This is a genomic window from Sphingopyxis sp. GC21, assembly GCF_025727575.1.
GTDB lineage: Bacteria > Pseudomonadota > Alphaproteobacteria > Sphingomonadales > Sphingomonadaceae > Sphingopyxis > Sphingopyxis terrae_A.
Genome location: NZ_CP095845.1, coordinates 2,950,740 through 2,962,758, shown reverse-complemented (window position 1 = coordinate 2,962,758; position 12,019 = coordinate 2,950,740). Strand labels below are relative to the sequence as shown.

17 protein-coding genes are annotated in these 12,019 nt (G+C 65.9%); 6 read left to right on the top strand and 11 right to left on the bottom strand.

What is annotated here, in order from left to right; genetic code table 11:
* Nucleotides 1-227: 227 nt before the first annotated feature.
* From MU856_RS14345 to MU856_RS14335, 3 genes are read right to left on the bottom strand one after another with little or no spacing between them, the layout of a single operon-like run.
* Nucleotides 228-806 carry an LptA/OstA family protein gene (locus tag MU856_RS14345; protein ID WP_263587792.1) on the bottom strand — a complete coding sequence of 193 codons (579 nt, stop codon included), beginning with the start codon at nt 804-806 and terminating at the stop codon, nt 228-230.
* Nucleotides 803-1,441, bottom strand: a complete 639-nt coding sequence (locus MU856_RS14340; RefSeq protein ID WP_186402868.1) for an LPS export ABC transporter periplasmic protein LptC — start codon at nt 1,439-1,441, stop codon at nt 803-805. Before MU856_RS14340 ends, MU856_RS14345 begins: the two co-directional genes overlap by 4 nt.
* A 16-nt stretch (nt 1,442-1,457) precedes the next feature.
* Nucleotides 1,458-2,075, bottom strand: coding sequence for a ribonuclease D (locus tag MU856_RS14335; protein ID WP_003041249.1), 618 nt, complete (start codon nt 2,073-2,075; stop codon nt 1,458-1,460).
* Between the two features lie 260 nt (nt 2,076-2,335).
* Here MU856_RS14335 and MU856_RS18735 point away from each other — a divergent pair, with 260 nt between their 5' ends.
* Complete coding sequence (locus tag MU856_RS18735; RefSeq protein WP_062901684.1) at nt 2,336-3,133, top strand: cold-shock protein; 798 nt, start codon at nt 2,336-2,338, stop codon at nt 3,131-3,133.
* 78 nt (nt 3,134-3,211) lie between these two features.
* On the opposite strand, the gene MU856_RS14320 is transcribed toward MU856_RS18735, so the two are convergent.
* The 3 genes from MU856_RS14320 to MU856_RS14310 all read right to left on the bottom strand — a co-directional run bounded on the left by MU856_RS14320 (nt 3,212) and on the right by MU856_RS14310 (nt 4,855).
* On the bottom strand, nt 3,212-3,664 hold the full coding sequence (locus MU856_RS14320) for a Dps family protein (protein WP_062901685.1): 453 nt from the start codon (nt 3,662-3,664) through the stop codon (nt 3,212-3,214).
* Nucleotides 3,665-3,787: 123 nt separating this feature from the next.
* On the bottom strand, nt 3,788-4,351 hold the full coding sequence (locus tag MU856_RS14315; RefSeq protein ID WP_062901686.1) for a hypothetical protein: 564 nt from the start codon (nt 4,349-4,351) through the stop codon (nt 3,788-3,790).
* Nucleotides 4,352-4,459: 108 nt separating this feature from the next.
* Nucleotides 4,460-4,855, bottom strand: coding sequence for a YkvA family protein (locus MU856_RS14310; RefSeq protein WP_062903106.1), 396 nt, complete (start codon nt 4,853-4,855; stop codon nt 4,460-4,462).
* 24 nt (nt 4,856-4,879) lie between these two features.
* Between MU856_RS14310 and MU856_RS14305 the strand changes: the two genes are divergently transcribed.
* Together MU856_RS14305 and MU856_RS14300 are read left to right on the top strand one after the other, a co-directional pair.
* Nucleotides 4,880-5,866 (top strand): dipeptide epimerase, encoded by a 987-nt coding sequence (locus tag MU856_RS14305; protein ID WP_062901687.1) that lies wholly within the window; start codon nt 4,880-4,882, stop codon nt 5,864-5,866.
* 50 nt (nt 5,867-5,916) lie between these two features.
* Nucleotides 5,917-6,402, top strand: coding sequence for a MarR family winged helix-turn-helix transcriptional regulator (locus MU856_RS14300; RefSeq protein ID WP_186402870.1), 486 nt, complete (start codon nt 5,917-5,919; stop codon nt 6,400-6,402).
* On the opposite strand, the gene MU856_RS14295 is transcribed toward MU856_RS14300, so the two are convergent.
* Together MU856_RS14295 and MU856_RS14290 are read right to left on the bottom strand one after the other, a co-directional pair.
* The gene (locus tag MU856_RS14295; RefSeq protein ID WP_062901689.1) at nt 6,399-6,863 is read right to left on the bottom strand and encodes a pyridoxamine 5'-phosphate oxidase family protein; all 465 of its coding nucleotides are present in this window, start codon (nt 6,861-6,863) and stop codon (nt 6,399-6,401) included. The genes MU856_RS14300 and MU856_RS14295 overlap by 4 nt on opposite strands.
* A gap of 62 nt (nt 6,864-6,925) precedes the next feature.
* Nucleotides 6,926-7,321: a VOC family protein gene (locus MU856_RS14290; protein WP_062901690.1), complete on the bottom strand. Its 396-nt coding sequence runs from the start codon at nt 7,319-7,321 to the stop codon at nt 6,926-6,928.
* 88 nt (nt 7,322-7,409) lie between these two features.
* Between MU856_RS14290 and soxR the strand changes: the two genes are divergently transcribed.
* The gene (soxR, locus tag MU856_RS14285) at nt 7,410-7,880 is read left to right on the top strand and encodes a redox-sensitive transcriptional activator SoxR (protein WP_186402872.1); all 471 of its coding nucleotides are present in this window, start codon (nt 7,410-7,412) and stop codon (nt 7,878-7,880) included.
* Between the two features lie 59 nt (nt 7,881-7,939).
* Here the strand turns inward: soxR and MU856_RS14280 are convergent, their stop codons facing one another.
* On the bottom strand, nt 7,940-8,245 hold the full coding sequence (locus tag MU856_RS14280) for a hypothetical protein (RefSeq protein WP_062901691.1): 306 nt from the start codon (nt 8,243-8,245) through the stop codon (nt 7,940-7,942).
* Nucleotides 8,246-8,418: 173 nt separating this feature from the next.
* Between MU856_RS14280 and MU856_RS14275 the strand changes: the two genes are divergently transcribed.
* Complete coding sequence (locus MU856_RS14275; RefSeq protein ID WP_186402873.1) at nt 8,419-9,702, top strand: methyl-accepting chemotaxis protein; 1,284 nt, start codon at nt 8,419-8,421, stop codon at nt 9,700-9,702.
* A gap of 109 nt (nt 9,703-9,811) precedes the next feature.
* Nucleotides 9,812-10,537, top strand: coding sequence for an aquaporin Z (gene aqpZ / locus MU856_RS14270; protein ID WP_003041215.1), 726 nt, complete (start codon nt 9,812-9,814; stop codon nt 10,535-10,537).
* A 48-nt stretch (nt 10,538-10,585) separates the two neighbouring features.
* Here the strand turns inward: aqpZ and galU are convergent, their stop codons facing one another.
* Complete coding sequence (gene galU, locus MU856_RS14265) at nt 10,586-11,449, bottom strand: UTP--glucose-1-phosphate uridylyltransferase GalU (RefSeq protein ID WP_062901693.1); 864 nt, start codon at nt 11,447-11,449, stop codon at nt 10,586-10,588.
* A gap of 54 nt (nt 11,450-11,503) precedes the next feature.
* On the bottom strand, nt 11,504-12,013 hold the full coding sequence (locus tag MU856_RS14260) for an OmpA family protein (protein WP_263587791.1): 510 nt from the start codon (nt 12,011-12,013) through the stop codon (nt 11,504-11,506).
* Between the last annotated feature and the right edge of the window lie 6 nt (nt 12,014-12,019).

The following is a 12,019-nucleotide window of genomic DNA, read 5'->3' as shown; positions in this document are numbered from 1 at the left end:
GATGCATCACCGCTTCCGCGAGTTTTCGCTCCTCGCGGGTCGGACGGACCGGCTCGGTTTCGGGCGTCGCGTGGCGCCGTCCGAACATCGGGCGGCGGACAGGAAGCAGGGGGGCATAACGCATCGGAGCACGCCTTGATCGCACGGCCGCCCCCCGGCACCGCAATGGGTCTGGTCCCCGAAACCATTCTTGCGCGCGCGGCTTGCGCGACGCTTAACGGACAGCGTTACTGGTTTCTTTGCGGTACGCTGAAGGTGCCCTTGACGCGGCCGCCCGAACCGTCGGTGACCGGATTGCCGTCGGGGCCGCGGGCAGCGCCGCGACCGTCGACCGTCGCGCGTCCGCTGTTGAGGTCGATTACAAGTCGTCCGCCCGACAGGCGGTTCGCGCCCTGCGTTAACTGGACATTGCCGACCATCGTGATCAGCCGCCGGTCGAGATCGTAGATCGCGACATTGCCCTTTGCCGTTTCATTGCCCTTGGTGACGGTGACGCCGCCCGTCGCGTCGAGCCGGTTGACGTCGGTGTTGCCGGCGCGGGTATAGGCGACGGTCATGCGCGGTGCGACCACGGTCAACCCCGCCTGCGTTACTCGCACGCCGCCCGCCAGTACGACGCGGTCGGCGCGATCCTGCACCTCGATGCTGCCCGCGTCGAAATCGACGGGGGCGTTGCTGTTGTGATTCGCCAGCGCCTGCGCATAGGCCGCGCCGCCGCCATGTCCGCTTGCCAGAATCGCGAGGCTGGTCAGCACGAAGCTGGCGCCGGCCAGCGTCAGGCTCTTCACGGTACAAAGCCCCTTCATTTGAGCGCTCCCTGGTTGATCCGAAGATGGGCGTTCCCCGACAGGCGGACGATCCGCTGGTCAAGGTCGGCGGTCAGTTCGTTGGCCGAAAAATTACCGATGTTCAACGCGCCATTGACGCCGCCGGTACCGACGAGGCTGCGATTCTTGAGGTCGATGGCGACATTGTTCGCATCGATGCGATAGCCGTCGGCGCCCTTGACTTGTACCAGTCCCGGCACGGTCACCTGTTCGCTGTCCATGTCATATTGTCCGTTCGCGGCGGCGATCGTCGCCGGGCCGTCGGCCAGCTTGATTGCCCCGGACAGTCCGTTCATCCGCACGATCGGTTCGGTCGAGCTTTTCTGCACCGCGCTATCTGCGATGAGCGCAAAGGGCTGGCCTTTGGTGTCCTGGCCGCGATATTCGGCACGCACGACCTTCATCCGCTCCTTCGCCACCTCGACCTTGTCCTTGGCGAGCAGGAAGCTGACCTCGCTGCGCTGGGTGAAGGGCGAAAAGACGAGCACCGCCGCAACGACGCCGATAACGAGCGGCAGGCCGTAGCGCAAAATGCGCACCACGCGGTCGTGGCGCGACCCGCTGGCCGCCCACAGGCGGCGCATCGTGCGGTCGATTTCGGCGCGTTCGGACACCCGCGGCGGCTCCCCGTCAGCTATGCGCGAAGATGTCGACCTCGGGCCATCCGGCGAGGTCGAGCGCGGCGCGCGTCGGGAGGAAATCGAAGCAGGATTGTGCGAGTTCGGTGCGCCCCTCGCGCGCGAGGCGGGCGTCGAGCACCTCCTTCATTGCGTGCAGAAAGCGGACATCGCTCGCGGCATAGTCGCGCTGCGCCTCGCTCAGTTCGGCAGCGCCCCAGTCGCTCGACTGCTGCTGCTTCGATACATCCTGTCCCAGCAGTTCGCGGACCAGTTCCTTGAGCCCGTGGCGGTCGGTGTAGGTGCGCACCAGCTTCGACGCGATCTTGGTGCAATAGACGGGGGCGGTGACAACGCCGAGCGCCTGCTGCATCGCGGCAATATCGAAACGGGCGAAATGGAACAGTTTCAGCCGGTCAGGATCAGTGAGGATCGCCTTGAGGACCGGTGCGTCATAGCGGCTGCCGGGGCCGAATCGCACCAGATGCTCGTCGCCCTTGCCGTCGCTGATCTGGACGAGGCACAGCCGGTCGCGCAGCGGGTTGAGTCCCATGGTTTCGGTGTCGATCGCGACGGGGCCGGGGCCGATCGCGCCTTCCGGCAGATCTTCTTCGTGGAAATATACGGTCATCGACTTGCCTTAGGCGAAGCGGCGGCGCCGCTCAATGACTGGTTTTCGCGGTACCGCCCCTCGGCGCCAGCGCTACGGCAAAGCTTGGAAATCCGCCGATCGCGGCTTTGAATTTTCTGTTCGCAGATGCCGTTCATATAGGTTATATATTGCGCCGTTAGCGGCACGGGGCGAGTCTGTGCCCATGGTGAACTGCGTCCCCGTCCGGCGCAAGGAGCCGGTTCAATCGGGTGTGGACGACCGAAAGCGACTACTAAGCAATGAGTTTCAACAAGGATCGCCGTGGCCATCGCGGACGCGGCAAGCGCGACGACTTCGGCAATTTCGACAGTTTCGAACCGGCACCTTATGGCGGCGGCGGCTTTGGCGGTGGCGACCGCGGTGGTTTCGGTGATCGCGGCGGCTTCGGTGGCGGCGATCGTGCCGGCGGCGATCGTGGTGGTGGTTTCGGCGGTGGCGATCGCGGCGGCTTCGCCGGCGGCGGTCGCGGCGGCTTTGGCGGTGGCGGCGGCGGTGCCCGCGGCGGCATGCCGGCACAGGTCGTCGGCGAAGGCCAGGGCCAAGTGAAATTCTTCAACCCCTCGAAGGGCTTTGGCTTCATCGCGCGCGACGATGGCGGTGAAGACGTGTTCGTGCACATCAGCGCGGTCGAACAGGCGGGACTGCAGGGCCTCGCATCGGGTCAGCCGCTCGGTTTCACGCTCGTCGAACGCAACGGCAAGGTGTCGGCCATCGATCTCAAGATCGAAGGCGAACCGATGCCTGTCGAGGACTTCGCCCCGCGTCCGCGCGAGGATCGTCCCGCTGCGGGCGGTGCGCGCGGCCGGCGTCAGCTGACCGGCGAACGCACGTCGGGCACGGTGAAATTCTTCAACACGACCAAGGGTTTCGGTTTCATCGCGCGCGATGACGGACAGGCGGATGCCTTCGTCCACATCAGCGCGGTGCAGCGCGCCGGCATGGCGGGCCTCGAAGAAGGCGACCGCGTCGCTTTCGACATCGAGGTGGATGATCGCGGCAAATTCGCCGCGGTGAACCTCCAGCCGACGCAGGACTGATTCGGCGTCCACCGGATGAACGAAGGGCGGCCCCGCAAAGGGCCGCCCTTTTTCGTTACCGGTGGTCTGCGCAGCCCCTCAGGCGAGGGTGGCCTTCAGGAACCAGATACGCTGCTGCGTTTCGTCCGCCCAGCCATCGACCAGGCCGCTCGTCGCAATGTCGCCATCGGCTTCGGCCGCCGTCTTGGCATCCTTGAGCTGGGCGAGCAGCGTCTCGTTGTCGGCAGCAAGGTTGCGCACCATCGTTTCGGCGTCGACGCTCGCTGCGTCGTCGTCCTTGATCGACTGGTGACGGCTGATGTCGCCGATCGAGCGGAGCGTCGCTGCGCCATTCTTGCGCACACGCTCGGCGATCAGGTCGGTCGTCGCGAGGATCTGGGCCGCCTGCTCGTCGAACAGAAGGTGCAGGCTGCGAAAACTGGGGCCCTTGACGTGCCAGTGATAATTTTTGGTCTTCAGATAGAGCGCGAAACTGTCGGCGAGCAGCGCGTTCAGCGCATCCGCAACGGCAGGCTGATTCTTGTTGGACATGGGAAAGCCTCCTTTTTCTGCTTCCCGGCCAATATAGTGCCGTAGCGGCAAAGCTGCCCATGAAGCCTGTTCGATGCTGTGATCGATAAAATCGATTACTCGGCGCCATAATCGGATTTTCTGTCAGAGACCGAAGGCGCGCATCGCGGCGTTGAGGCCCCATAGCGTGAGAATCGCGGCGCTCATCAACCGGGCGATCCGTGCCGCGGCCTGATCGGCGAGCGCGGCGCCAAAAGCGAGGAACGGGACCAGCGAGAGCGTCCAGCCGATCAGCCCCCCCGCGGCCGCCCACAGCCCGGCGCCACTCGTCGCCGCCAGCGCGCCGATCAGGAAATGGCTGCGGTCGCCGAGTTGAGCCAGAAACAGCCGTGCCGCGAGCGAGGGCAACGGAGCTTCCTCCAGACTTTGGACCGCCGGGCCGAGGCGCCCCCGCCAGACGAGCGCGACCGCCGCACCGAGCAACGCGAAGGCGAGCAGCAGCGCTACGATACCCTGACCGATCACCCGGTTTGCTGCCGTCCCCGCGACCGCCGCGATGGTCGCATTGGCCAGAAAGGCGGCGAAGGCAATCGCGACGACGGCGCGGCGATCCCCGCGCGCCGCCATCACCTGCGACAGCAAACGTCCGGTTCGGCCATCGGCGTTGGCTAGCAATACCGCGACGAGGGCAAGCATGATGGCATCCATGACGACCAGCCTACTCCAGCTATGGCAGCGAAGAAACGGGGCGGCAGAAGCATCGCAGGGCGCGGAGGATGCGCACGCCGGCCGCCTCCCGACTTCGAATCCCGCCCATCAATGCCAAGGCGAGGTCCGGACCGCCCAATAGACGAGGTAGAGCAGCCCTGCCCACAACAGAAGGATGAAGGCCATGCCCGCGCGGCTCGAGGGGCGCTCGCTCGCAAGCTCCGCCGCTGCATGCAATTCGCTCCACAGCGGATCGGGGATCATCTGTCGGACCAGCCACAGACCCGCTGGGACGATCAGCAGATCGTCGAGCCAGCCGAGTACAGGGACGAAATCGGGTATCAGATCGATCGGCGACAGCGCATAGGCAGCGACGGCGACCGCCAGCAGCCTGGCAATCAGTGGCGTCCGCGGGTCCCGCGCGGCGAGCCACGCGGCGTGCGCCTCGACGGAAAGCCGATGGCCCAGATCGCCGATGCGTTCGGAAAGGGATTTGCCCGTCATCGCGTCGCACATTAGTCTTCCTGCATGGCTATCCAACTGAAAAGCGCACGCGTCGAGCGTTGGCCCGTCGCGGGCGAATTCGTCATCAGCCGCGGTGCAAGCGACCATGTCGATGTCGTCGTCGCCGAAGTCGAGGAAGACGGCGTCGCCGGGCGCGGCGAGGGAACGCCGATCTACTATCAGGGCGAAGATGCGGCCGGCTGCCGCGACGCTCTGCTGCGCGTCATGCCGCATCTCGCGGGACTGGGCGCGGCGGCCGCGCGGGCAGCGGTGCAGGAATTGATGGGGGCGGGTGCGGCGCGCAACGCGATCGACTGTGCGCTATGGGATCTCGAAGCGCGCCAGCGCGCCGTCCCGCTGTGGCAGCTCGCCGGCTGCGAAGCGCCGGCGCCGCGCGTCACCGCCTTCACCATTTCGCTCGGCGGCCCTGGCACGATGGCGGCGCGAACCGAGGAAGCGGTGATGGCGGGCTATCGCCTGTTCAAGATCAAGCTGGCCGGCGACGCCGAAGATCGCGCGCGCGTTGCCGCGGTGCGGGGCGCGGCGCCCGGCGCCCGCCTGATCGTCGATGCGAACGAGAGCTGGGGCGCGCTCGACCTGCTTCCTGAGGTCGAGGCGCTCGCCGACCTCGGAGTCGAAATGATCGAGCAACCGGTGCCGGTCGGCACCGACGTGCTGCTCGACGGCATCTATGCCCCGCTGCCGTTCATCGCCGATGAAAGCTGTCATGTCGCTGCGGATGTGCCGCGCATCGGGGCCTTTTACGACGGCGTGAACATCAAGCTCGACAAGGCGGGCGGGCTGACCGAGGCACTCAAGCTGGCCGATGCCGCCGACGCGGCGGGTCTGAGCATCATGGTCGGCTGCATGCTGTCGACCAGCCTGGCGATCGCGCCGGCGTATCTGCTCGCGCAGCGGGCGCGATGGGTCGACCTCGACGGCCCCGCCTTGCTGGCGCGCGATCGCGCCGATGGCTTCAGCTTCGCCAATGGCGAAATTAGTCCATTTTAATGATAGTAAATTATATTGACTAAATGGCCGAAGCGGGAAATATTCGCCGAATGAGCAATTCGGACACCGCCCGCCACCGCGAGATCGTTATGCCCGCCCTTCTGCGCCATGCGCGCACCATCTATGGCGGAGCAATGCGCCGGGCGCTTGATCGCGCCGGATTTGACGACATCCCGGCAAACGGGCTCTATGTGATCGGCGGTTTGGCGCTGGGGGCGGAGGAGGTGCCGCTGGGGGCTCTGATCCGCGATCTGCGCATATCGAAGCAGGCGGCGGGGCAGCTTGTCGATACGCTCGTCATGCGCGGCTATCTGGAGCGCCAGGCCGATCCCGCCGACCGGCGCCGACTGACTGTGCGCCTGACCGAGCGCGGCGCCGAGGCGGCGACGATCCAGGGTCAGGCGCGCGATGCCATCGACGCGAAGCTCGCGGCGCGGGTCGGCGCCGAGGACGTCGCCGCCGCGCGCCGCGTCCTCTATGCGCTGGTCGAGATGGGGATCGAGGCCCGCGAGCGCGATGCGGCTTCTTCGTCCTAAAGCGCCACCTCGGCATGGCTGCCGAGTTCGCCTTCCTTCACCGTCGATCCGGTCATCAGGCGGAACAGACCCTTGATCCCGGCCTCTGCGGTCCAGATTTCGGCATCGTCGAGATCGAAGCGCAGCATCAGCAGGTCCGGGTCATCCTTGCCGCCTTCGTACCAGGCCTCGACCGGCTTCGACCAATATTTGTCGATCGTCGCACGGTCGGTCACCGGAGTCAGCGTGCCGGAGACGCATGCGAACAGGTCATGGCCTTTGGCGACATATTGCGCCATCGCGCGCCCGCCTGCGGCGAGACGGCCACTCTTGGCGTGGAAAAAATGGAAATAGCCGTCATTGTCTTTGTCGAGCTGCGCGGTCATCGGGATCGCATGGGCGTGACCGGCGTCGAGCGCGACCATCAGATAGGGATTGTCGGCCATTTCCTTCCAGAAACGCTGTTTGATGTCCTTGCTCATCGGGGAGGCTCCTTTCTGCTTGTGTCATGCTAACGCGCGGAGCCGCCCCGATGTTGCGCGCTTTAGCGCGCGGGCCGCGCGGCGTAGCTCACCACCTCATATTCGATGCCGTCCAGGTCGAAGAAATAGAAGCGGCGCCCGGGTTCGTAAACGCCGTGATTGAAAGGGCGCAAACCGGCATCGACCACTTTCGCCTCGATCGCATCGAGATCGTCGACCTGGATGCCGACATGGTTGAGCGGTTCGCCTTTCGCGAAATGCGCGTTCGCATGAAGGCCGTCGGGACCGGTGTAGAATGCGACATAGGCCTCATCCGATCCGACGTGGATCGACATGCCGCCGTCGCGCGCCGGCCCGCGCCAGCGTTCGTGCCAGCCGAAGATCCGCGCCATCAGCGCGGCGCTGCGTTCGGGGTCGCTGACGGTCAGATTCACATGTTCGATAAAGGGATGCGTCACGGGCTGAAACTCCTGATTCGGGTTGACGCAGACAGATATGAAAGTTCAACTAAGCTTTAGATCAAGCATATTTCGCGAAGGGGCTTTCGTGCACCGTGCCGACCTTCTGCCCATCGGCGAGCTTGCCGCACGAACCGGCGTTGCGGTGTCGGCGATCCGTTTCTACGAAGCGAAGGGACTGATCGCGTCGCTGCGCACGGCGGGCGGACAAAGACGCTTTCTGCGCGCCGACACGCGGCGCCTGTCGTTTATCCTTATCGCGCAGCAGATGGGGCTCAGCCTCGACGAGATCGCGGCGGAACTGGCGCGCCTCCCTTCGGAACGTACCCCCAATGCCGCCGACTGGCGCCGGATCAGCACCGGCCTGCGCGCGCGGATCGACGCACAGATCGCGGCGCTGGAACGGACGCGCGACCTGCTGGACGGCTGCATCGGTTGCGGTTGCCTGAGCCTGAAGAAATGCGGGCTTTATAACGCCCGGGACAAGGCGGCGCAGCGCGGCGCCGGCCCGCGCTATCTGCTGGGCGACCGATCGGGCGACATTGCCGATGCGCGATAGCGCGCAAGGAAGTAGGGATTATTCGCTGTTGCCACGGAGGCGGCCAGGTCGCGCCGGGCTTACATCGGTTCGGCCATCACCGCTTCGATTTCATGGTTCAGCACTTCGGCGCGGCGGCATTGATCGTGGTCGCCGCGCTCGCATTTTTCAGCCGCCTTGTCGCGCTGGCGCGAAAGCTTGCCCAGCCTCTCCTCGCGTTCGCGCATCGCCCGGCCGCGGTTGCGGTCGGCCTCGTCCTGGCTGGTGGTCGACCAGTCGACGACCTGTCCTGCGGCCTTCACCGGCGCGGTGACGACCGATTTCACGGTGCTTACACAGCCCGCAAGCAGGGGCAGCGCCAGCATCGCCCCGAACCATATCCGCATCGTCCTTCTCCTCGGCGTCCGGCGTTGCACATTGCCGCAGCAATGGCCAGCGGCTTGCGGCCAAAAGTGCAGCCTTTCGGCGCTTCTGTCATATCACTGAAACAAATAGTTAAATTCGCATTAACCCTCTTGGCCTAGGTCGCCCTGCATCGCTTTGCAGTCAAGAGAGACAGATGACGCCCCCCGATCCGCTATTGGCCCCCGCGACCGGACATTCGATGGCGATCGCTCACGATGCGCATCTGTCGGCGGTGATCGACATTTTCCGGGCGCAGCCGCAGTTGCGCGTCCTGACGATCGTCGACGCCGCGGGCCATCCGGTCGGAATCATCCGCGAACAGCGCGTGCGCGAATTGCTCTTTTGTCCCTATTGGTTTTCGCTGATGCAAAACCCGTCGATCGGGGGATCGATCGCCTCGCTCATCGATCCGTGCCAGATCGCCGATGTCGGCGAGAGCACCGCCGCGCTGCTGAGGATCGCCGCGCAGTCGGCGGCGCAGGAACTCGTGCTTGTCGATCGCGGCCGCTTCGTCGAAACGCTCGACTCGGCGCAACTGTCGAAATTGGCCATGCTGCGCGAGATCGAGGTGGCGCAGGAACGCAGCGCGCGCGCCGCGACGGTCGAAGCAAGCGGGCGCCGCTTCGAACAGGATATCAGCGCGCTGACCGCGACGCTCGCCGAGATGGCGCGTGAGGCAGAGGCGGTGGCGCAGGGGCTGGGGACGCGTGCCGACGAGACGGGGCGCGACGCGGTGTCGGTCGCGGGCGCAACCGCCCAGACGCTCGCGGGGCTTCAGGAGCTTGGGGATCGGGGGAGGGGGCTCGCCGCCAGCATGGCGCGCATCGTCGCCGACGGCACCCGGGCGCGCGACGTGCGGCGTCACGCCCATGCGCGCGTCCGGTCGGCGAGCGAGCGGGCGACCGCGCTGCGCGAGGCGAGCCAGTCGATCGAGCATATGCTGCGCCTGATCATCGACATGGCGAGCCGCACCAACATGCTGGCGCTCAACGCCGGGATCGAGGCGGCGCGCGCGGGGGAGGCGGGGCGCGGCTTCGCTGTCGTTGCCCAGGAAGTGAAGAATCTCGCGGCGCAGACCCGTGCCGCGGCAAGCGACATTTCGCCCTTCATCGACCATATTCGCGAAATCGTCGGGCAGGTTGCCGAAGGCTTTGCCGAGGTCGAACGCGCGATCGAGGCGAACAACGCCTTTTCGGATGCCGTCGATACGGCGGTCGACGGCCAGAGCGCGACGACCCTGCTGATCGCAAGCTATGTCGAGCAGGCGGTTGCCGCGGGGAAGGAGATCGACACGCGCGTCCATCAGATCGGCCGCGGCGCCGCGGCGGTCGGACAGGAGGCGATTGCGCTCGGCGAATTGTCGTCGGGGCTGACCCGCGCAGCACGATCGTTGCATCAGCGCGCGAGCCAGTTCGTCGAGACCGTCGCTGCGGCCTGAATCCCGCCGCGGGACATATGGTTTACAAAGACTTGCCGGGGGCATGGGCTGTGATAGGTTGCTCCCGCGCCCGCGGCGCTTCCGGCCCCGGGCGGGAGGGAGGGTCCATATGACCAATATGCAAAAGGGTCTGGCCGAGTTTATCGGCACATTCTGGCTTGTCTTCGGCGGTTGCGGCAGCGCGGTTCTAGCGGCGGCCTTTCCCGATGTCGGCATCGGATTGCTCGGCGTCGCGCTCGCCTTCGGCCTGACGGTCGTCACCATGGCCTATGCCATCGGCCATATCTCGGGCTGCCATCTCAACCCCGCGGTCACGGTCGGCCTGTGGGCCGGCGGCCGCTTTCAGTCGCGCGACATTCCACTCTATGTCGTCGCGCAGGTGCTGGGCGCGATCGTCGCCGCTTTTCTCCTCTATTATATCGCGAGCGGAAATCCCGATTTCGATCTTGCGACCAAGGGCCTCGCTGCCAACGGTTTCGGCGACGGCTCGCCCGGCCATTACGACATCTGGTCGGCGCTGATTATCGAGGTCGTGCTGACCGCCGGCTTCCTGTGGGTCATCATGGGTTCGACCGACGGCCGCGCACCCGCGGGTTTCGCGCCGCTGGCCATCGGCCTCGCGCTCACGCTCATCCACCTCATCTCGATCCCGGTGACCAACACCTCGGTCAATCCGGCGCGCAGCACCGGCCCGGCGCTCGTTGTCGGCGGGCTGGCGCTTCAGCAGCTCTGGCTGTTCTGGCTCGCACCTCTCGCCGGCGGGCTTGCCGGCGGCTGGCTCTACAAGACGCTGGGCGCCGATCGCTTTCCCAAGCCCGATATCGAGGGCGAATGACGGACGGACCGGCGGGGCGCGTCCCCGCCGGTTTCCGCCCTGCACTTCCTATTTGAGCAGATCGAGCGCGAAGGCGCGCACGTCGGCGGCCATGTCGGGGCGTTCGAGCGCGATCGCCAGATTGGCCTGGATATAGCCGGCCTTTGATCCGCAGTCGTAACGGGCGCCGTCGAAGGTGACCGCGTGAAAGGGCTGCCGGCCGATCATCGTCGCCATGGCGTCGGTGAGCTGGATTTCGCCGCCTGTGCCCTTTTCCTGGCTTTCGAGCACGCGCATCACGTCGGGCTGAAGGATATAGCGGCCCGAGATGATAAGGTTCGACGGGGCATCGTCGATCGCGGGCTTTTCGACAAGGCCGCGGACTTCGGTCAGGGCGCCGTCGGCGCGGCCCGGCGCGATCACGCCATAGCTCGACACCTGTTCGTGCGGCACTTCGAGCACCGAGATCAGGTTGCCGCCGACCTTGTGATAGGCATCGACCATCTGCTTCATGCAGCCGGGGCTGCCGTGCATGAATTCGTCGGGCAGGAAGATCGCGAAGGGTTCGTCGCCGACGATGTCGCGCGCGCACCAGATCGCATGGCCCAGCCCCATCGGCTCCTGCTGGCGGACGTAGGCGCAATTGCCGGGACCGAGCCGCGTGGGTTCCAGGACCGACAAATCCTTGCCGCGTTCGGACATCGTGCGTTCGAGTTCGAAGGCGATGTCGAAATGATCCTCGATCGCGCTCTTGCCGCGGCCGGTGACGAAGATCATCTGCTCGATCCCCGCCTCGCGCGCCTCGTCGACCGCATATTGGATCAGCGGCCGGTCGACGACAGGCAGCATTTCCTTGGGGATCGCCTTGGTCGCGGGCAGGAAGCGCGTGCCGAGGCCGGCGACGGGAAAGACGGCTTTGCGGATCGGTTTCATGGCCGGGCTCCTAGCGCGGATCGGGCAGTGTGGAAAGGCAGGGCCGACGGCGCTTCAGGGCGTCACGATGATGACGACGCGGCGATTGTCCTGCCGGCCTTCGGGCGTGTCGTTCGAAGACAGCGGCATGGTTTCGCCGCGTCCGATAATCTGGCCGGGGGCGAATTGCATTCCGCCCGCGATCAGCGGCGCGGCAACGGCCTGGGCCCGGGCTTCGGAGAGCTTCTGGTTATAGTCGGGAGCGCCCGTTGAATCGGTGTGACCTTCGACACGCGCGCTGGGGATGCCGACCGCGATCAGGCGCCGGGCAAGCGTGCCGAGGCGTTCGGTCTGTTCGGGCTGGATTGCGCTTTCGTTGGTCGCGAACAGCAGGCGATCGGCCATCGTGAGCTGCCAGCTGTCGTCGGCGGCCGCGGGGGCGGGGATGAAGCCTTCTTCCTTCAGCACCGCGATCTGTACGGCATTGAAGCCCTTTGGCGCCGGCATGCTCTGGCACGCTGCGAGCAATGCGGCGACGGCCAGCGCGAACAAGGTGCGAAGGTGGCGGGGGGCGGCATGGGTCATTGCAGG

Bases quoted from the DNA above. Each gene is read 5' to 3' on its own strand.
- MU856_RS14280 (WP_062901691.1), bottom strand. From the start codon at position 8,245: ATGCGGATATGGTTCGGGGCGATGCTGGCGCTGCCCCTGCTTGCGGGC.
- MU856_RS14260 (WP_263587791.1), bottom strand. From the start codon at position 12,013: ATGACCCATGCCGCCCCCCGCCACCTTCGCACCTTGTTCGCGCTGGCC.
- MU856_RS14315 (WP_062901686.1), bottom strand. From the start codon at position 4,351: ATGGATGCCATCATGCTTGCCCTCGTCGCGGTATTGCTAGCCAACGCC.
- MU856_RS14275 (WP_186402873.1), top strand. From the start codon at position 8,419: ATGACGCCCCCCGATCCGCTATTGGCCCCCGCGACCGGACATTCGATG.
- MU856_RS18735 (WP_062901684.1), top strand. From the start codon at position 2,336: ATGAGTTTCAACAAGGATCGCCGTGGCCATCGCGGACGCGGCAAGCGC.
- MU856_RS14320 (WP_062901685.1), bottom strand. From the start codon at position 3,664: ATGTCCAACAAGAATCAGCCTGCCGTTGCGGATGCGCTGAACGCGCTG.
- MU856_RS14345 (WP_263587792.1), bottom strand. From the start codon at position 806: ATGAAGGGGCTTTGTACCGTGAAGAGCCTGACGCTGGCCGGCGCCAGC.
- MU856_RS14335 (WP_003041249.1), bottom strand. From the start codon at position 2,075: ATGACCGTATATTTCCACGAAGAAGATCTGCCGGAAGGCGCGATCGGC.
- MU856_RS14305 (WP_062901687.1), top strand. From the start codon at position 4,880: ATGGCTATCCAACTGAAAAGCGCACGCGTCGAGCGTTGGCCCGTCGCG.
- aqpZ (WP_003041215.1), top strand. From the start codon at position 9,812: ATGACCAATATGCAAAAGGGTCTGGCCGAGTTTATCGGCACATTCTGG.
- galU (WP_062901693.1), bottom strand. From the start codon at position 11,449: ATGAAACCGATCCGCAAAGCCGTCTTTCCCGTCGCCGGCCTCGGCACG.
- MU856_RS14300 (WP_186402870.1), top strand. From the start codon at position 5,917: ATGAGCAATTCGGACACCGCCCGCCACCGCGAGATCGTTATGCCCGCC.
- MU856_RS14295 (WP_062901689.1), bottom strand. From the start codon at position 6,863: ATGAGCAAGGACATCAAACAGCGTTTCTGGAAGGAAATGGCCGACAAT.
- MU856_RS14310 (WP_062903106.1), bottom strand. From the start codon at position 4,855: ATGACGGGCAAATCCCTTTCCGAACGCATCGGCGATCTGGGCCATCGG.